15 protein-coding genes are annotated in these 19,558 nt (G+C 33.4%); 7 read left to right on the top strand and 8 right to left on the bottom strand.

What is annotated here, in order from left to right; genetic code table 11:
- Nucleotides 1–2 precede the first annotated feature (2 nt).
- Nucleotides 3–1,952, bottom strand: coding sequence for a peptidylprolyl isomerase (locus tag VOI54_RS10405; RefSeq protein WP_326282727.1), 1,950 nt, complete (start codon nt 1,950–1,952; stop codon nt 3–5).
- Between the two features lie 331 nt (nt 1,953–2,283).
- Between VOI54_RS10405 and VOI54_RS10400 the strand changes: the two genes are divergently transcribed.
- Genes VOI54_RS10400 through VOI54_RS10390 form a run of 3 tightly spaced genes read left to right on the top strand, consistent with a single transcriptional unit; the run spans nt 2,284 to nt 3,481 of the window.
- Nucleotides 2,284–2,829, top strand: coding sequence for an RNA polymerase sigma factor (locus VOI54_RS10400; RefSeq protein ID WP_326282726.1), 546 nt, complete (start codon nt 2,284–2,286; stop codon nt 2,827–2,829).
- A 12-nt stretch (nt 2,830–2,841) separates the two neighbouring features.
- Complete coding sequence (locus VOI54_RS10395; RefSeq protein WP_326282725.1) at nt 2,842–3,234, top strand: hypothetical protein; 393 nt, start codon at nt 2,842–2,844, stop codon at nt 3,232–3,234.
- Nucleotides 3,227–3,481 (top strand): hypothetical protein, encoded by a 255-nt coding sequence (locus tag VOI54_RS10390; RefSeq protein ID WP_326282724.1) that lies wholly within the window; start codon nt 3,227–3,229, stop codon nt 3,479–3,481. Before VOI54_RS10395 ends, VOI54_RS10390 begins: the two co-directional genes overlap by 8 nt.
- A 40-nt stretch (nt 3,482–3,521) precedes the next feature.
- Here the strand turns inward: VOI54_RS10390 and VOI54_RS10385 are convergent, their stop codons facing one another.
- The 5 genes from VOI54_RS10385 to VOI54_RS10365 form a co-directional block, all read right to left on the bottom strand.
- Nucleotides 3,522–3,749, bottom strand: a complete 228-nt coding sequence (locus VOI54_RS10385; protein WP_326282723.1) for a DUF3820 family protein — start codon at nt 3,747–3,749, stop codon at nt 3,522–3,524.
- Nucleotides 3,750–3,752: 3 nt separating this feature from the next.
- Complete coding sequence (locus tag VOI54_RS10380) at nt 3,753–4,295, bottom strand: DUF922 domain-containing protein (protein WP_326282722.1); 543 nt, start codon at nt 4,293–4,295, stop codon at nt 3,753–3,755.
- 39 nt (nt 4,296–4,334) lie between these two features.
- Nucleotides 4,335–6,269 (bottom strand): LysM peptidoglycan-binding domain-containing protein, encoded by a 1,935-nt coding sequence (locus tag VOI54_RS10375; protein ID WP_326282721.1) that lies wholly within the window; start codon nt 6,267–6,269, stop codon nt 4,335–4,337.
- Between the two features lie 170 nt (nt 6,270–6,439).
- Nucleotides 6,440–7,975, bottom strand: coding sequence for a glutamine-hydrolyzing GMP synthase (guaA, locus tag VOI54_RS10370; protein ID WP_326282720.1), 1,536 nt, complete (start codon nt 7,973–7,975; stop codon nt 6,440–6,442).
- Between the two features lie 62 nt (nt 7,976–8,037).
- Nucleotides 8,038–9,408: a pyridoxal phosphate-dependent decarboxylase family protein gene (locus tag VOI54_RS10365; RefSeq protein WP_326282719.1), complete on the bottom strand. Its 1,371-nt coding sequence runs from the start codon at nt 9,406–9,408 to the stop codon at nt 8,038–8,040.
- A gap of 142 nt (nt 9,409–9,550) precedes the next feature.
- Between VOI54_RS10365 and VOI54_RS10360 the strand changes: the two genes are divergently transcribed.
- Together VOI54_RS10360 and VOI54_RS10355 are read left to right on the top strand one after the other, a co-directional pair.
- Complete coding sequence (locus tag VOI54_RS10360) at nt 9,551–11,401, top strand: tetratricopeptide repeat protein (protein ID WP_326282718.1); 1,851 nt, start codon at nt 9,551–9,553, stop codon at nt 11,399–11,401.
- 223 nt (nt 11,402–11,624) lie between these two features.
- The gene (locus VOI54_RS10355; RefSeq protein ID WP_326282717.1) at nt 11,625–13,313 is read left to right on the top strand and encodes a hypothetical protein; all 1,689 of its coding nucleotides are present in this window, start codon (nt 11,625–11,627) and stop codon (nt 13,311–13,313) included.
- Between the two features lie 77 nt (nt 13,314–13,390).
- On the opposite strand, the gene bshC is transcribed toward VOI54_RS10355, so the two are convergent.
- Complete coding sequence (gene bshC / locus VOI54_RS10350) at nt 13,391–14,992, bottom strand: bacillithiol biosynthesis cysteine-adding enzyme BshC (RefSeq protein WP_326282716.1); 1,602 nt, start codon at nt 14,990–14,992, stop codon at nt 13,391–13,393.
- Between the two features lie 260 nt (nt 14,993–15,252).
- Between bshC and VOI54_RS10345 the strand changes: the two genes are divergently transcribed.
- Together VOI54_RS10345 and VOI54_RS10340 are read left to right on the top strand one after the other, a co-directional pair.
- The gene (locus tag VOI54_RS10345; RefSeq protein ID WP_326282715.1) at nt 15,253–15,453 is read left to right on the top strand and encodes a Vmc-like lipoprotein signal peptide domain-containing protein; all 201 of its coding nucleotides are present in this window, start codon (nt 15,253–15,255) and stop codon (nt 15,451–15,453) included.
- A gap of 122 nt (nt 15,454–15,575) precedes the next feature.
- On the top strand, nt 15,576–16,829 hold the full coding sequence (locus VOI54_RS10340) for a carboxypeptidase-like regulatory domain-containing protein (protein WP_326282714.1): 1,254 nt from the start codon (nt 15,576–15,578) through the stop codon (nt 16,827–16,829).
- A gap of 88 nt (nt 16,830–16,917) precedes the next feature.
- Here the strand turns inward: VOI54_RS10340 and VOI54_RS10335 are convergent, their stop codons facing one another.
- On the bottom strand, nt 16,918–19,557 hold the full coding sequence (locus tag VOI54_RS10335; protein WP_326282713.1) for a DNA gyrase/topoisomerase IV subunit A: 2,640 nt from the start codon (nt 19,555–19,557) through the stop codon (nt 16,918–16,920).
- Nucleotide 19,558 lies beyond the last annotated feature (1 nt).

Genomic DNA, 19,558 nt, shown 5'->3' with positions numbered 1-19,558 from the left:
TATTATTTAAGTTGGGTCTTTACTTTTTCAAAAACCTCGTCATTAATAACAATTTTATATTTTTCTGCCAGCTTCTCTACCCATTTCTCCTCTTTATAGGTCTGGTAATCACTTACAACAGTTCCTTTTGCGTCTTCAAATGTCTTTTGTGTTTTAGGCAAAACGGCTTTAACCTGAACTAACTGATAAGCTCCATTATGTTTTTGTATATTAGAAATTCCCTTTTTGAAATTGAAGTTTTTTGGTAAGGATTGGTGAGTTGCATCCATTATACCAACGGTAAAAATAACATCAATATTATCTTTACCGTTTATTAGCGATTTTATTTGATTAAGCTCTACACCCTCTTGTAATAATTTTGTAACTTTTTTTAAGACTTTTTGTTTTGCTGAAGAAGCCACTACAACATCTACTCTTTGTGGCAATACATAATTCTCTTTATGTTTTTCATAATATTTCTGAATTTCAAGAGAATCTGTTTTGGCTGTATTCCAAATGGTGTTTTCCATGAGTTCAAACAATAAAAGACCATCTCTATATTCTGCTACAATATGGGCAAATTCTTCATTTTCATTTTCAAGATTATCCTCTTGATATTTAATTAGTCGTTCTCTTAAAAAAGCTTCATATTTCTTACTAACCAAAGATTTTAAAGCTTCATTACTTCTTGTACTTCTTTGGGTTTTTAATAAATAGTTACCAAAATCTTTATAGGGTACTACCGTGTTTTCAATTCTAAGTAGGGTTTGGTCTGCATTAAAATCTACCGGTAGTTTCCACGTATTTTTAAAATAATCATCAGTTAATATTGACTCAAAATAAGTCAATGCCGACTGCGGATGAGTTACCTCATATTTTGTTTTAAGTTTTTCTATCAAAGCTTCATCTATCAATTTAGATCTGGAATCGCGCTTAACTTTCCCAATGAGTTCAGGTTTCATCGCTTCAAAACCCGGAATAGGTTTTGTTTTATATAGCTTTACAATATGCCATCCAAAATCTGTTTTAAAAGGCTTTGAAACCTGACCAACCGTATCTAAACTAAATGCTACATCCTCAAACTCTTTTGCACTTATCTGTCCCCTACTTAAACTTGGTAATATTCCTCCCTTTGGCGAAGAATTTTTATCATCAGAAAATTGCTTAGCCAGGGCTTCAAATGCTTCGCCTTGGTTAAGCTTTTTGTAAATTTCATGTATTCTGGTTTCAAGCTCTTCTCCTAATGAGTCTTTTTCATTCTTCCTAACCATAATATGGGCTACTTCACGCGACCCTTCTGATTTTCTTTTGTCTAAAACCTTAACAATATGATATCCAAAACGGGTTCTAAACGGCATAGAAATATCTCCCGCTTTAGTAGAGTAAGCTGCGTTTTCAAATTTGTATACCATTTTAAAACCGGAGAAATATCCTAGCTCTTCACCATAAACCGTTTTTCCGTTGTGTACTTCTTTTCTAACCTTTTCAAACCCTTCTTCCAGTGCTCTTTTACGAAGTCCCATTAACTTGTTATACGCTGTCAATGTATCATTGGGGCTAGCATTTTCCGGCACCTTTATTAAAATATGATTGGCTTTTACATCATTAGAAATACGCTCATAAGCTTCTCTTACAAGTGCATCAGTAACCTTAGAGTCTGTAATATAATTTTTAGCCAGCTGTTTTCTGTAGTTTTCTAATTCTCTCAAATACGATTTTTTCTCATGGTACCTCAGCTCATGTGCCTCTTTCAGCTTTAATTTGTAACTGGTAAATAATTTTAAATATTCATCAATATCCTTTTGTGATTCATCTTGAACCAAGTCAAGATTCTTACTATAAACCCTTTTAAATTCTGATGTATAAACAGGTGCATCATCAACTGTAAAAAGCACCTCATCCTCAACAGACTGAGCTTGCAAGAATGATACAATAAATATTAAAGACGAAGTTAAAAACCAGTTTAATTTCATAGAATTAAAAATAATTGAATGGATACAAAAATAACAATATAAACCTATATTACAAGATGTTTGACAAACGATTAAATACCATAATTATTTCAGGCTTTTATTATAATTTGGTATAATACATAAGCTATTTCAATTAAAAAATCATACTAGCAAAAAATTATTTTTCCTGCTTTTTTCAGCTCTATCAAACTCATTATCAATATTATTCTAATATACATGATACAATTATCATTTTAAATCGTCTCATTTTTAGTTCGTATTTGAAAAAAAATGCAATGAATTTGAAAAACTTCGTCTTTATAATTGTAGAGCTAATGAAAAAGGCTTTTAGATGAACCCGGAATCAGAAAACAATAAAAAGCTTAATGATTTTTTTGGCAAAGAATATCATTCGCTAAAACGATATGTTAACTCCAGAATAAAGGCTAACATAAATCGCGATGCCGAAGATATTATACAAGATGTAGCGTTAAAATTATTTTCTGGGGCAGACAGATATTCGCCAATAAATAATGTAGCCGGATTTGTTTATCATGCCATTAAAAATAAAATAATTGATGTCATGAGATCAAATAATAAACAGACCATTGATCAAGAAAGTCAAAGTGAACTTAAATTAATTGAATTTGCTGAACTTTTATATGACAAATCTGATAATTATTATTCTGAACAAATACAAAATGAGTTAAAGCAAGCTATTTTAAGCCTTAAACCCGAATACAGAGATATAATAATAGCGGTTGACTTTGAAGGGTATACTTATAAAGAAATTGCTTTAGAAACTAATGTCCCTGTTGGTACATTGATGTCCAGAAGACATAGAGCAATTTCATTATTGTACAAAAAATTAAAAACTAAAAAAGAAATCATTAATTAAAAAAAGTAAAATATGTCTAATTTCTTTAAACATAAGATGAGAGGAAAATCTCCTGGTGAAATTGTTGGAATGATCATTTTTGGAATAATTGCGGTAATAGGCCTGGCCATACTATTTGGGTTTATTATCATGTGGTTATGGAACTGGATAATGCCGGAACTATTTGGTTTAACCACATTAACTTACTGGCAGGCCATAGGGTTATTTATTCTATTAAAAATCCTTTTGGGAGGTTGCGGTGGCTTTGGAGGTAATAATTCTTCCAAAAATACAAAATGCAAAAAAGAACCTAAGGGTGAATTTTCAAAATGGAAACATTATGATAAATTCTGGAAAGAAGAGGGTAATAAAGCCTACGAAGAATATATTGAGCGTACAACCAAAGACAATGAGTCAAATGATTAATTCTTTATATTTCAATTATAAAATACCTACCAAATTATTAATATTTAAAACCAATATTAATACGAAGAAAAAGGTAAAAGCTTTAAAGTCATTTTTTGATAGCCATACCAGTATTACTAAATGGTCTATAGATCTTGAAGATATAGATAATGTCCTGAAAATTGAGGCGGCAATAGGTCTGAATGAAAGCAATATGATCGATCAAATAAAAACACAAGGGTTTTATTGTGATGTATTATCTGATTAATATAATTCTTAAATAAATACAACTGATGCAGCATGTAGTTTTATTTAGGGTACTTTTCTTTAATATTTCTAATCAAATCCTCTAAACCATTTATCTTTAATTCATAAACCTGTTTTAGCATATTACCTAATTTTCCTTTTGGAAAGCCTTTGCCGTGATACCATACTATATAATATTCAGGTAAGTCTATAAGGTATCTGTCCTTATACTTTCCAAAAGGCATTTTAGTATGTGCCAGATCTATTAAGAATTGCTTATCGGGTAGCATAAATTAATTTAATGATTTATATTTTGATAGTTTTTGAAGTTCCTGCAACACATAGACTTCCCACTTTACTTGGGTCTCAAAATTTCTGGAATAATTAGTTTCATTATCATATTGGTCTTGAAACTCTGATAACTCTTTTAAAATACTTTTATGAATTTTTTTCAACTCATCACTTACGCTATTGGATGCTTTTAATTTGCTTATTCGGTATCTAAATTTACGAACAAATAATTCGGTGATATCAAAATGTAACTGCTCATGTCCTAAAACATGAGTATCTGCCTGACCTGGTTTATACCAGGACTGTTCAGGGTAAAAATGAGCAAACACATTAGAGGTAAAACCTACAACCCGGTTCTTTGAATTTTGCTTAATAGAAAAACCAAAGGTAATTCCTGAAGCAGTTACAGCTACTGCACTTTGAGAATCATCAGGCTTTGCTTTAAAGTCAGTCCAGGATAATTTATAAGATTCATTCCAAGCCAAAACCGGTTGGTCCTTTTGAAAGCTTATAAGATATAAAAGTATCAGAATAGTTCTAATCACAAATCATAATTATGTAATAAAAACGGTTTGGAACTAAGCTTATTGTTTTTGCTCAACAATAGTTAGCCCGTCATATTTTACGAGGTATACTGAATCATTATAATAACCACCAAAAACCTTTTTCTTATAGGCAAATTTATTTTCTACATATTCTGTTAATGGGGCATTATTTACAGACGTATAAAAATCCTCAAAAGCTACCAAACGCAAAACAACATCCATTGTTAAATCAAACCCTTTTACAGCTCTTTTGTTTGGCGTTATATTATACATCCTCGTGTAAGTTTTCACAAATGAGTTACTATCATTTTCACTATACTCTTTTGACGTTGATGCAAAATGAAACTGGAGTCTGGATAGATGGGTATTATTGATTTGATCACCTTGAAACGCGGCATTTATGTTGGTTGTGACTAAAATAATTTCAACAGCTTCTTCTTTTAATTCTTTGTTTTCTTCCTTAATAAGAGAGGCTAATACACTTGTTACATTAGAGGCAAAACCGGCATTTTGAGTTTCTAGAAAAACAATGTTCTTACCTGGTTTTAAAGCAACTTCAATATCTTGTTTTGTTACAAAAAACTCATCTTTTCCATCGTCTTTATTTTTTCTGGAGTAAACCTGGTTTGCCTTATTAAACTCTCGCTTTAACTCATTTGCTATCCTTTCATTTTTAGTATCAGAGACTATCAAAATATTGTTAAGTGTATCAATTGTCTTTACAAAATTTATAGCTTTAGTTTTCAGTAGATCACTTGAAGGTCTTGATTGGAACACATTATTATGCAGTTTTAATTTTGTTCCAATAGGAGATATAACCGGTATATTTCTCCCTTCTAATTCTAAAGCCACTTTATCAAAACATGATGGTGTTAAAGGCCCTATTACCGCATCAACATTTTCAAAATTGTTTTCCCTAATAATTTTGGAAACCTCACTTACTTGATATTGCGTATCATAGACATCCATCTTTAATGACACCCCCAATTTCTTTAAAGAATCAATTGCCGTGAGTACTCCTGAATAAAAATCTAATGATGCATTCAAATAAGGGTCTTTTTCTATACTTCTTTTAGTATCTGCAACAGAATCAAAGTCTACTCTATTCATTCTAAAAGGCAGCATCACTACAATATGCTTAGCTTCAAAATTTGAAATGCTATCCACTAAATTAACTGCCAATGTTTTACCATCTACTAAGCCACTAGTTATATCTGAAAATGGTATTTTTAATATCATTCCTGATTTTAAACCTGATTCTTTTAAACCTGGATTTAAAGCTTCTATTTGGTCTTGTTCTAAGCCTAACTTAAGTTTTAGACGGTAAAACCCTTCTTTTGGCAAAACTCTATAGTAACTGTATTTTTCATCAATTTCCTTTTCCTTTTCAGCTTCAAGGTTTGGAACATTGATTATCTGCCCCTCTTTTAAGATTTCCCCCATCTCTGGATTTAGGGCTTGTAATTCAGCTATAGTTATTCCATATTTATAAGCAATACGCCATTTTCCTTCCTTAGGTTTAACTGTATATTGTCTGGTTTGTTCTATTTCTTCAATTGTCTCTACAATCTTAAAAACAGGTATTTGTAACTTATCCCCTTTTTTTAATGGGTTTGCATATAAAAATGTATTGTGCTTTTTTATATCATCCTCATCTACATTATATTTTTTAGACAAACTGTATAAAGTCTCTTTTCTTTTGGTTTTATGCTCCTTAAACCCCTCAAGTTCTTTAGTAATAGTAACCTTTGGTTTAACTGCCTTTGAAATGGGAATGATTAAAACGGTGTTGGGTTTTAATTCTTTTTTAGCATCAGGATTTAAATTATAAATATCAAAAGGGGTTACGTAATAGCGTTTTGCAATCCCTTCAATAGTTTCTCCTTTTTTTACCTGGTGTGTGCTAAAGTTTTGTGCATAAGTTGTAAAACCAAAAACTAAAACTGAAATCAGTACTAATAAAAATCTATTCATAGTTGATATTATCTGCTTGATATAAAATATTAAAACGCAATTATATAATACATATACGGTTCTTTTAACCTAAAAGACGATATAATAGCACTTCTTTTGTAATAAGAGCATATAGCATGCCAAACACAAAGGGTTTTAAAAATAGTAAATATAGCGTTATATACCTTGAGCTATTCCCACTCTATGGTTGCCGGTGGTTTTGAGCTAATATCATAAACTACTCTATTAACGCCTTTTACTTTATTTATTATATCATTTGATGTTTTTTGTAGAAACTCATAAGGTAAATTCACCCAATCAGCGGTCATTCCGTCTGTACTTTCAACAGCTCTTAAGGCAACACACTTTTCATAGGTACGCTCATCTCCCATAACACCAACACTATTAACAGGCAATAACATAGCTCCTGCCTGCCATACACTATCATATAAGCCCCACGCTTTAAGTCCGTTAATAAAAATAGCATCAACCTCTTGTAAAATACGCACTTTTTCAGCGGTAATATCTCCTAAAATTCTAATACCTAAACCTGGTCCAGGAAAGGGGTGACGCCCTAATAACTCTGGATCAATACCTAAAGTAGCTCCAACCCGTCTTACCTCATCTTTGAAAATTGCCCGAAGTGGTTCCACTATTTTAAGCTTCATAAAATCTGGCAAACCTCCTACATTATGATGGCTTTTAATGGTTGCAGACGGTCCTCCGGTGGCTGACACACTCTCAATAACATCAGGATAAATGGTGCCTTGTGCCAACCACTTAACGTCCTTTAATTTGTGAGCTTCATCATCAAAAACCTCTATAAAAGCATTACCTATAGCTTTGCGCTTTTTTTCCGGATCTTCAATTCCTGCAAGAGCCTCAAGGAAACGCCCAGAGGCATCAACACCTTTTACATTAAGCCCCATACCTTCATACTGCTTCAAAACACTTTGAAACTCATTCTTACGTAATAATCCGTTATTTACAAATATGCAATACAGATTCTTTCCAATGGCTTTATTAAGCAAAACTGCAGCTACAGTTGAATCAACACCACCTGAAAGCCCAAGAACAACCTTATCATTACCTACTTTATTCTGAATGGCTTCAACAGTTTCCTCTACAAATGAATCCGGAGTCCAATCCTGGTTCAATCCGGCTATTTTAACCAAAAAGTTTTCCAATAATTGTTTTCCATCCGTTGAATGATATACTTCCGGGTGAAATTGAATAGCATAGGTAATTTCTCCTTCTATTTTATAGGCTGCATTCTCTACATCATTTGTACTGGCCAATAAAACACCATTTGTTGGTAGTGCTTTAATAGTATCACTATGGCTCATCCATACCTGAGTACCTTCACTTATCTTTTCAAAAAACGTTTCACCCTCTTTTATATAAGATAAATTAGCACGGCCATATTCTCTGATATTAGATGGCGCTACCTCACCTCCTGAAAAGTGAGCCAAATACTGTGCCCCATAACAGACTGCAAGCATAGGCTTGATGCCTCTTATTTCAGATAAATCCGGGTGTAAAGCATCTTCACCTCTTACAGAGTTTGGACTACCGGAAAGAATTACAGCTTTATAATCTGCTATATTTGTTGGAATTTTATTGAATGGATGTATTTCGGAATAAATGTTGAGTTCCCTAACTCTACGGGCAATAAGCTGAGTGTATTGCGATCCGAAGTCTAAAATTAGTACCTTATCATGTTGCATGCGCAAAAATAGGAATTGATTTTTTATTGACGAATTACCTCTACTAATTTTTTAATTTATTTTTAAACCATCGTTTCTAAAATCATTTCAATATCTTTTTTAGTAGTATCCGGATTTATAAAACAGAACCTTGAAACCGTTTCATACCTGTCTCCTGTTTTCCATTTAGTTGGCGTTACCAAAGCAAACCCTCTCTCGTGATTCTCATAGGTCCAATGTGTATAGTCTTCAGGCTGCCATCCAATCCTTCTGTAAAGCACACAAGATAAACTTGGTTCTCTTACCAATTCTACATGAGGTAGAGCTTCAATCATTTTTCCGGCAATTTGAGCCAGTTCAATGCCTCTCTCTACGGCTTCTTTATATCTATCTGTTCCGTGTGTTGCTAATGAAAACCACAAAGGTAGCCCTCTTACGCGCCTAGTAAGTTGTATTTGATAATCTGTTGGGTTAAAACCGTGGGCACCTTCATCCTTAAAAATATCCAGATACGATCCCTGTTGTGCATGTGCCTGTTTTGCCAATTCCGGTTTTTTATAAATAACCGCACCACAATCATATGGTGAAAACATCCATTTATGCGGATCTATGGTTATACTATCGGCTTTATCAATACCATCAAATAAATGACGTACTGAATCAGCAATCAAAGCGCCGCCACCATAAGCCGCATCTACATGAAACCATAAGTTCTCTTTTTCACAGACAGCAGCTATACCTGACAAATCATCTACTATACCAGCATTGGTAGTACCTCCTGTTGCTACTACTGCAAATAAACATTTACGCTGATGCTCTGTTAACTGATCAATTGTGTTTTGCAGATCTTCACCCATTAAACGCTCTTCCGAGTCTACCAATAAAATATCTACATCGGCCACTTTGGCCATTGCTTTTATTGAAGAATGTGCTCCAATAGATGTAATAATTAATCCTTTTTCTCTTTTAAACGCATCATTTTCTCTCCAATGTTCCCTGGCTGTAACTATAGCTGAAAGGTTTGCCGCTGTACCTCCACTTGTAAATACTCCAAAAGCACCTTCTGGCATACCGGTAAGGGATACAATCCATCGCATAGCTTCATTTTCGCAAAAAATGCCACCAGCTCCTTCCATCCAATAAGCGCCATGAATACTCGATGCGGCCGTAACCAAATCAAACATGATTGCCGCTCTTGTTGGTGATGCAGGCACAAATGCCAAATGCCTTGGATGATCTACCTGTACATTAGCTTTAGCCAAATGTTTTCGCCATAATTTAAAAGCATACTCACCTCCTATTCCTGCTTCGGTAATAGTCTCTCCAACCAATGCCTTTAACTCTTCTGCCTTTTTGGGTTTTCCTATTTTGGTTTTTGTAGATGATACTCTATCAATAACATATTTCATGGTATCCATAGTCATTTCAACCAATTCTATATCTATTTTATGCATGTATACACGGTTTTATTTATGGCTTCAAAGTTAAAATTATCTATACGTATTACTTAGACTAAAATAGTTAAATATTTACCAAACTTTAGTTCGGTTGATTTACAACTTATAAATAAGTATTTTTATACAATAAACTGATTTCATGATATTTAATATAAGAGTAATAATTCTGGTTTTATTTATTCCAAGTATTTCATTCTCCCAAAGTGAAAAAAGGATTGATAGTTTATTTCAAATCATTAACGAGACTAAAATTGATTCTGTTAAAGCTAAAATTTATTTAGAGCTTTCAGACATAACCATGTACAATGACCAAATCAAAACGTTTCAATATCTGGAAAAAGCCGATTCTCTATATGAAAAAACAGGGGACCATAAAGGTAAATCTAAGCTTTTTGCCCAAAAGGCTAATTATTTTTATCGGTTAGGAAAAATTGATTCTGCCAGACTCTATCTTTCCAAATCTGTAGAGAAATCACTTCAAATTTACGATACCCTTCGGGCGGCCGTAATAAGGCACAATATTGGAATTTTAGATCATTATCAAGGCCGTATAAAAGAAGCCGAGAGTATTATGAACACTAATATTCCTGTTTTTAAAGAACATCAAGATTCTCTTCATCTTGGAAATGCTTATTTATTAAAGGGAAAAATAGCAATGACCAGTGGTTATTATAACATTGCGCTTAAGGAAACATTTAATGCTCTTAAAATACATAAGAACTTAAATAACCTTTTTAGAACTGGAGAGGACTTATTACAAATTGGTATCATCTATCAATCCACTAATGAAGATAAAAAAGCTATTGAAATTTTAAATGAAAGTATTGCGTTTTATGACAAAATTGATTCCGAACAAAGTAAAGCACAGGTTTTAAACTATATTGCAGAATCTAATATCAGGCTTAAAAATTATGATCAGGCCCAGCAAAATTTAGAAAACGCACTAGTTATTTCCAAATCATTAGATTATAATGCCAATATAGCGCGAGTATATTCAAATTGGGGAAATCTTGAATTTAATACTAAGAATTATACCCAAGCCATTGTTTTATATAAAAAAAGTTTGCAATTATGGCAAACTATTGGTTCCCCTAATAATGAAGCAAATGCCCTTTTTTATATTGGCCGTGCATATTCAAGAAAAAAAGAGTACAGTAATGCCCTTGAATACCTTAATCAAAGCATTGGCTTAGCAACAACTATTGAAGATCCTGACATTTTAAAAAAGACATACTTAGAAAAATCAATTGCACTGGAAAACCAAAAGAAGTATCAAGAATCTTTAATGTTCTTTAAGAAGAACAAAAGCATTAGCGACTCTATATTCAATTTAGAACAATCAAAATCTACTGAAGAATTAAAAACCATTTACGAAACCGAAAAGAAAGAACAACAAATTGTTCTTCAAAATAAAGAAATCAACATCCTAAACCAAAAAGCTAAAATAAATAGTTTACAACGTACCTTATTGTTTATTGGGTTATTACTTTCTTTAATGGGGTTTTATGCCATAAGACAAAAATTAAAGCGCAATAAACTGGAAAAAGAGAAAGTTGATAATGAGTTGGCTTTTAAAAAGAAGGAACTCACTACTCATGCTTTGCATTTAGCTAAGAAGAATGAAGTATTGGAAGGGTTAAAACAAAAAGCCAAAGCACTTAAAACATCTGAAGATAATCAAAATGGTTATCAAGAACTTATAAGAACTATTAATTTTGATTTGAAAGATGATAAAAACTGGGATAGTTTTAGCAGGTACTTCCAGGAGGTTCATAAAGATTTTAATAAAAATGTAAAAACTCGATTCCCAAATATAACCCCCAATGAATTACGCTTGATGTCACTCCTAAAAATGAACTTATCCTCAAAAGAAATTGCCAACATCTTAAACATATCTCAAGAAGGGATCAAAAAGGCCCGTTATAGACTTCGAAAAAAATTAGATATCTCTACAGAAGACTCTCTTCTTGATATGGTTTTAAGTCTTTAACAAATACATAGAGGTAAGGCGTCCACCCATTGTCCTTAGTTTATTTTTTTGATGTCCACCCATTGTCCACTGTCATTTTTTTTTACTACAAACTCCAGTCTGTACATTCGTTTTGTCTTTTAAAGTAAAAGATGTTTTGTGGTCTTGTTCGGATAAGGGCTGCAGACCGTTTACCGAACAGGTCACACAAAATAAACCGTTAAAATCCACAAACAAAAGCATCATGAAAACGCAATTAAAGTTCCCAAAAAGACTACTCCTACTGTTCCTGTTAAGTTTATCTATAGCTTGCAGTAAGGACAGTGTTGACACAGAAAACAATACACAAACAGACAATAAACTACAGAAAGCGCAATCTAATATTGATACTGATGAGTTTGAAACAGACAAAGGTCAGTTAGGTATAAGTATCAGTACCAGAAGCTTAAAAAGAAAAGGTTACAATCCAACTAAAGCTGTTTTTACCATAAATGATGGGGAGAAATCCGGTGATTATGAAGTTGATGTTGATCCCTACACTAACCTTGCTTTTTTATCTTTTGAAAACAAAAACCTAAGTGAAAATGCTAAAAGTGAGTTAGAATCTGGAGTTGCCCTTAATGTGAAAGTGGTACGTGAGGACGGAAATGAACTGGCTGCTTATTCAAGTTCTAAGACGTCATTTAAGTCCAGTCCAAATGATATTGAAATAGATGACCAAAGCAAACCAGACTTAAAGCCAATTACTTTGGATAGTAGTGTTGATTATTATGTCCAAATTTTAAATCAAACCATAACCTCGGTATGGGGCGCACCTTCTGCTACCAGGCGTACATCTACTACCGATCTAAGCACCGAAGTAAAAGTGCGAAGAGGCTCAGACCTCAACTACATTTCTGATAAAGCACAAACCATACCTTTTACAAAATTTAGATTTGAACTCCTGGACGCCAGCCAAAACATTTATAATATCTACAATCCAAACGGCTCTAAAAAGCACTATATATATATTGATGGCAAGAATGGAAACAGGTTAAACGTGCAATCAGAAGCCAACTACAAAACAAACGGAGGCAACACCCCACCATCTAAATTGGGTAATAATTATAAGTTTCAAATAAAGCAAATAGATATTGGAAAGTACATTATTATTTCGATGAGTACCGGGCTTCCATTAATAGCCAATACCAATTATGACAGAATGTTTGCTAAAGCCACAAGCACACCGTCTTACTTTAGAATTCTTAACTTTGAAATAGAATGGGATATACAGTCTATAGGCACAAAATTTCTAAACCCTATTCTTCCTCCGTCAAAAACCGAAGCGGCCTATAATACTGCACTAAAAAATTGTAGCAGCGGTACTTTAAGTCAATCTGTAGGTTTTACCAAAGAAGAAACAAGAACAGACACCTATGAGTGGTCAGAATCTATTCAGGTAGCTACAACCGTAGAATCCAGTCTGTCAACTACAGTATCATCTACTGTAGAAGCCAATGTAGGTTGTGAGTTCTTTGGTGCTTCAAATTCTGTAACAGCGTCAGCAACGGCTGAAGTTAAAGTAGGACATAGCTCAACTGAAACCAGAACTGAATCAAAAACGACATCTACCAGTGAGACCATCAAATTATCATCAGAAAGACAAATTACGGTTCCACCAGGTAAAGGCACCAGTGCTGCCGATATTTATCAAGTCTATGAAAATATTAAAGTACCCTATGTACAGATGTACAGAATTAGGGCTAAATACAAGAATGGTTCTTCTTTAGATGGTTCTGATATTATGACCCAGTTTAACTTTAACGGATCTTCAGGAGTAATCACTGAAACGGGATCAGATTTTATTGAAATTAATGTTAAAGGCTATACCGTTATTGATAAGTTAATACAAACCAGTACTGAAACACGTGATATTCCAAATGCGTGTAATTAATCAGAAATTAAAAAAACACGGCTGTTTAAAAGTGAAAACAACCGTGTTTTTAACCAAACCAGTATACCAATCAGATTTTAAATTTTTAAAATTAAAAAGTTCATATTTAAAGGCTCTAAGTTTTCAATAAGCTGAGCAATAAGTGAGTCGCCATATTCCAGATAAAGCTCAGAAAAGTTGATATTTCGCTCTTGCAAACTACCACTAGGAAATAAATCGTTTTGAAGATCAGTCATACGCATGACCTGATCAGATAATTTTCTTTTTTGTGCCTTGAGCAAGCGTTTTTCTAAACTCCTCAAACCTTTAAGTTGCTTAACTTCCTGTGCCTTTACGGCTCCAATAAATGATTTGTCGGTTTGTTCTGCCAATTTATATAAATCTTGAAATTGTTGCTCTAAATGTTCCGCCTGTGAAGAAAAGTCAATATCAATATTTGAAATTTCCCTAACTTTTTTATTAATAAAAGTATGACGCTTTAAAAAGATATCTTCATTAGACAGGTTTAAACTTTCGCGCTTTTTTTGCTGGCTTTCAGATTCAATTAAAACTGAGTTACGTAATAACAATAAAGGAAATGGAACCTTCACTTCTTTAAAAAAGGATTTCAACTGAAACCAATATGCCAGCTCTCCTCCTCCTCCTATATAACATAAATTAGGCAAAATAACTTCCTGATATAAAGGACGCATTACTACATTTGGAGAAAAACGTTCAGGGTGTATTTCAATATGGTCCATCAGTTCACTTTCATTCCAGGATATATCAGTGTTTAATACACTATAAACACCATTCTCAAAAACAATACGTTCTCGCAGCCCTGCTTTCAAATAAAACAAGTTTATTTCTCTCGGGTTGACCTGTATTTTATAATCTTCGGACAACTTAGTAAGTGCATTATTAGTTTCTGTAACGACCTTATAAGATGTGTTCTTCAGAAGTTCTTCTTTCATATACGGCAAAAACATCCTTTTCAATTCAGCATCATTAGCATCAACAATAACCAAACCATATACTTTAAATAAGGCATTGGCCAAAAAACGAGTAGCATCTGCAAGGTTATTGTGTTGTAAATACGCTTCTTCAAACAACTGCTTTAAATTTTCGGCATTTTTTGAATGCCCCCATTCATCTTTTAAAACATTGAAAACTTCTTTTAAGCCTTCGGTTGATAATGCTCCTACAGCACCGCCAACATCTTTACTCCATTGAATTTTTTTTCCTTTAAAGTTCAAATAATTAATTTCTTCAAAATCATGGTCTTCTGTAGCCATCCAATACACCGGTACAAAATTAAATTCCGGATATTGTGATTTTAATTCAGTAGCTAAATTAATTGTTGAAACTATTTTATATAAAAAATAAAGAGGCCCTGTAAACAAATTGAGTTGGTGTCCCGTGGTAATGGTAAATGTTTTTTCCGACTTTAAGCTTTCAATATGCTGGCTAGTTAGCTCTGAAGTTTCAATATTAGAATATTGTCTTTCTAAAACTGAAATCAGAATCTCTCTGGATGCCTTATTGTAAGCTCCATGTTTTTCTTCAATCTGTCCTTTAAAATTGTTCAACTTGGGGAATCGGTTATAAAACTGGCCTAATTCAGGTTTCTCTTCTAAATAGTCACAAATCAATGATGAGAAATAGCCGGTTTTATAAAATGGAAGGTAGTTTTTATGCATGTTTTAATTAAAAATCATGTAAATATACAGCTATTGGCTTTTTTAAATTCTAAAAAATAAGTTAAGAATTCTTATAGGAAGGTATATAAACAATGTTTGCATAACACTCTACATCATATTACTTTCTTGATTTTATTTTAACCTAGGTAACTTTTATATAACTCTAAATTAATAAAACAACATTATTGGCTCAACAAACTTCAAAGTATCTCATAATAATTTTGGGAAAAATAATAACCAAAATATATTCTTTTAAAATTATGAAAATTTTATTCAAACTCTTTTTATCATTAACAGTTGTTACTGCTACCAGTACTATATTAGCAAGCTGTAATGGCGAAGATGGAGAAAACAGTATCAACGGCATTGATGGTAAAGATGATGAAGATGGCCAGGGTTTTACTCCTGAAGATTTAATTCTATTAATAGCTTCTATTAAACCAAAAGAAGGTAACTGTTAAAGTTTTCACAAAAAACATTATAAACCGTTAAAAACAACATTCAAAAACACATTGACTGTTAGGTAATTAGGGCGTTTTTTCGTATATTAATAAAAATTTTAACATCCTAAAAAACTATAATCATGAAAAGGCTGCTCATTTTTCTGACGTGCTCACTATTTATAGTGTCTTCCAATTTAATATATGCTCAAGGTACAGATTCATTTAAAGAGATTACGGGTAAAGTACTTGACAGCAACAACAAAAACCCCTTGGTTTTTGCTGATATCGTTGTGGATAATTCTAATATCAGTACTGTTACTAATAGTGATGGGGAGTTTCTTTTAAAAATACCTGCTGATCTTTTAAATAGTGCCATAACCATCACTCATCTAGGCTATAAAAAGAAAGGGATAAACATTGCCTCTTTAAAAGATGGTGAAAAAATATTACTTACCCAAGCTATTACCAAGTTAGAAGAAGTCAGTATTACTACAACCTCAATGAATGCTAGGGAATTGGTCCTTGAAACTCTTAAAACAAAGCGTAATATCTATAATAATGAAAATACGTTAATGACTGCGTTTTATAGAGAAACCATAAAAAAAAGAAGGAGAAATGCTTCATTATCTGAGGCGGTTGTTAAAATACACAAACAACCTTACAATAATTATAGGCGGGATCGTATAGAGTTAGTAAAAGCGCGTAAAAACACAGATTATACAAAGTTAGATACGCTTGCTTTAAAATTACAGGGAGGCCCTTTTAGTAATTTATATACTGATATGATTAAGTATCCGGAATTTATTTTTAATGAAGATAATATTGAATACTATATATTCGATTTTGATAGTGCAACCAGGATAAATGACAAGCATATTTATGTGGTAAACTTTAGACAAAAAAAAGGCATAAAAACCCCGCTTTACTATGGCAAACTATACATTGATGCGCAAACTAAAGCTCTAACCAATGCTGTATATAGCTTGAATGTTTCTAACAGAGCATTATCCAGCCAAATGTATGTTCGTAAAAAGCCACGAAAAGTTGACGTATATCCAACAGAAGCTACATATAGAGTAAATTATAGAACTAAAGATGGAAAATGGCATTATGCCTACAGCAATATTTCTCTTACTTTCAAGGTTAATTGGAAAAGAAAACTTTTCAATAATGTTTATACCCTTAGCAGTGAAATGGCCATAACTGACTGGGAAATTCAAAACACAAAAATTGCTGAAATAAGAAGTCAGCTATTACGGCCTACCACCATCTTGACTGAAAGGGCTTCCGGGTTTTCTGATCCAAGATTTTGGGGGGCATATAATGTTATAGAGCCTGACAAATCTATTCAGTCTGCCATCAAAAAAATTCAAAAGCAGCTTAAACGTACATAGTGTCTTTAAAATAAATTTAAATTAAAAAAGCGAAACAAAATAGTTTCGCTTTTTTAATTTAAACCACATATCATATCGCTTAATAATACTAAAACAACATTGTTTGCCCTTCATCATCTATTTCAAGGTCATTATTAGGCTTATTTTCTGGACTTTCACTACTATCAGGAGCCACCTCTTTTTCGTCAATCACCTCCAGGTCATCCGCATGCACTTCTTCAGGAGCTTCAAATGGTAATGGATCCAATAAATTTATTTGATTTACCTTATCCCTAGTAAGTTGGTTTCCTAAGGCTCCTATACCTTTAATAGCAATAAAATCCTCTAAATTCAATTCCATATTATCCTTTCTATCCTTTCCACGCTCTTTAGCAAATACTATTTCTGCCATTGGTCTCCAGTCTGTAGAAACAATTTCTAATTGTGAGTTAGCATGATCTGAGATAAAACATTCCTCTCGTCCTTCCTGTTCAATTAAAAAACGCTTAACATAGTACAATCCTTTTTCTCCATTAAAATAAACCGCAGAAATGGGCTTTTTAGGAGCCCATTTTTCCAGTACAATCATATCATCATCAAAATGCATAGTTACTTCCGGAGTGACCGTTTTAATCATTCCGGACTGAGTTATTATAAGCAGCTTGTCCTCTCCTCTAAATTCGCCTATTAACTCACCTCTGCCATCCACATTTAAACGTTGTACGGTATCATCAAACCAAATCTTCCTAGGTTTTAAAGTGGACACACCTTTTTCTTTTAACTCAACACGTTTAATTGAATATTTAGTAACTAAATTTCCTTTTGAAACACGGCCTTTAATAAGAATATCTGCAAAATCAATATCCCATTTTAGCTTTTTAATGCTTCCGGCCTGACGTAATAAAATAGTTACCACCTCGGCTTCTCCATTAGGGTTTGCTGAAAAATATAAACAAACAGATCCTTTATTTCCATTGGTCAAATCATACTCCCTATCTCGGGTTATACTGGTAACCGCAAAGCGCTTTATGTATGAAGGCCCACCTTTTCCATCACGGTAAATCATATTGTATATGGTACGCTTGTCTTTCTTTTTAAAGACCGCTACATGAATAATATCTTTACCTATAAAAATCTTAGAACCTACTTTAGTTACCATCATTTTACCTTCTTTGGTAAAAACGATGATATCGTCAATATCACTACAGTCACAAACATATTCATCCCGCCTAAGTGATGTCCCAATAAACCCTTCCTGTCGATTTACATAAAGCTTAGTATTTCTAATTACCACTTTTGTAGCATCAACATCATCAAAAGTTCGTATTTCTGTTTTACGCTCTCTTCCTACTCCATACTCTTTTTTAAGCCTGGTAAAGTAAGCAATGGCGTAATCTATTAAATGCTCTAAGTGATGTTTTATTTCAGCAATTTGAGCTTCTAAAGCTTCAATCTTTTGTTGTGCTTTATCTATATCAAATTTTGAAATACGTTTGATCCTAATCTCTGTTAAACGTACAATATCATCTTCTGTAACTGAACGCTTTAAATGTTTTACATGGGGCTTAAGCCCTTTATCTATTGCAGAAATAACACCTTCCCAAGTTTCCTCTTCTTCAATATCCCGATAAATTCTATTTTCAATAAAAATGCGTTCTAACGATGCAAAATGCCATTGTTCTTCATGCTCGCCTAACTTTATCTCAAGCTCCTGTTTTAATAATTGAACCGTATTATCAGTAGAACGACGAAGCATTTCTGACACCCCAACAAACAGGGGTTTATTATCTTCTATGACACACCCTAAGGGAGAGATTGAAGTTTCACAATTGGTAAAGGCATAAAGCGCATCAATAGTTTTATCAGGGGACAAACCTGAAGGCAAGTGTATCAATATTTCTACTTCTGCGGCTGTATTGTCTTCAATCTTTTTAACTTTTATTTTGCCCTTATCGTTAGCCTTTAAAATGGAATCTATTAATGAAGAGGTTGTTGTTCCGTAAGGGATCTCAGTAATGACCAATTTATTTTTATCAAGCTGAGAAATTTTGGCACGCACCCGTACTTTTCCTCCTCTAAGCCCATCATTATAATTAGAGAAATCTGCAATACCTGCTGTTGGGAAATCCGGTAAAATAATAAACCGTTTACCTTGTAAATGCTTTATGGAAGCATCAATAAGTTCTATAAAATTATGAGGTAATATTTTAGTAGAAAGCCCCACAGCAATACCTTCTCCGCCTTGAGCTAAAAGCAACGGAAACATCACTGGTAAGTTTACTGGCTCTTTTCTACGCCCGTCATAACTGGCCTGCCACTCCGTTATTTTTGGATTATAAACTACGTCTAATCCAAACTTTGAAATACGTGCTTCAATATAACGGGATGCAGCCGCACGGTCTCCTGTTAGTATATTTCCCCAGTTTCCCTGCGTATCTATCAGCAGATCTTTTTGACCTATTTGCACCATGGCATCAGCTATACTTGCATCACCATGTGGGTGATACTGCATGGTATGCCCCACTATATTTGCAACCTTATTGTACCTCCCATCATCCAAATCTTTCATGGAATGCATGATACGGCGTTGCACCGGTTTAAAACCGTCTTCTATAGCCGGAACAGCACGTTCTAAGATAACATACGACGCATAATCTAAAAACCAATCTTTATACATACCCGTAACTCGGGTAATGGTTTCCTGGGGCTCGTTTTGTTCATTAATTAAATCGTCGTCCTCTTCAATCATT

Source organism: Alterotamlana spongicola, assembly GCF_035818475.1.
GTDB lineage: Bacteria > Bacteroidota > Bacteroidia > Flavobacteriales > Flavobacteriaceae > Cognatitamlana.
This window is presented reverse-complemented; position numbering and strand designations above follow the sequence as displayed.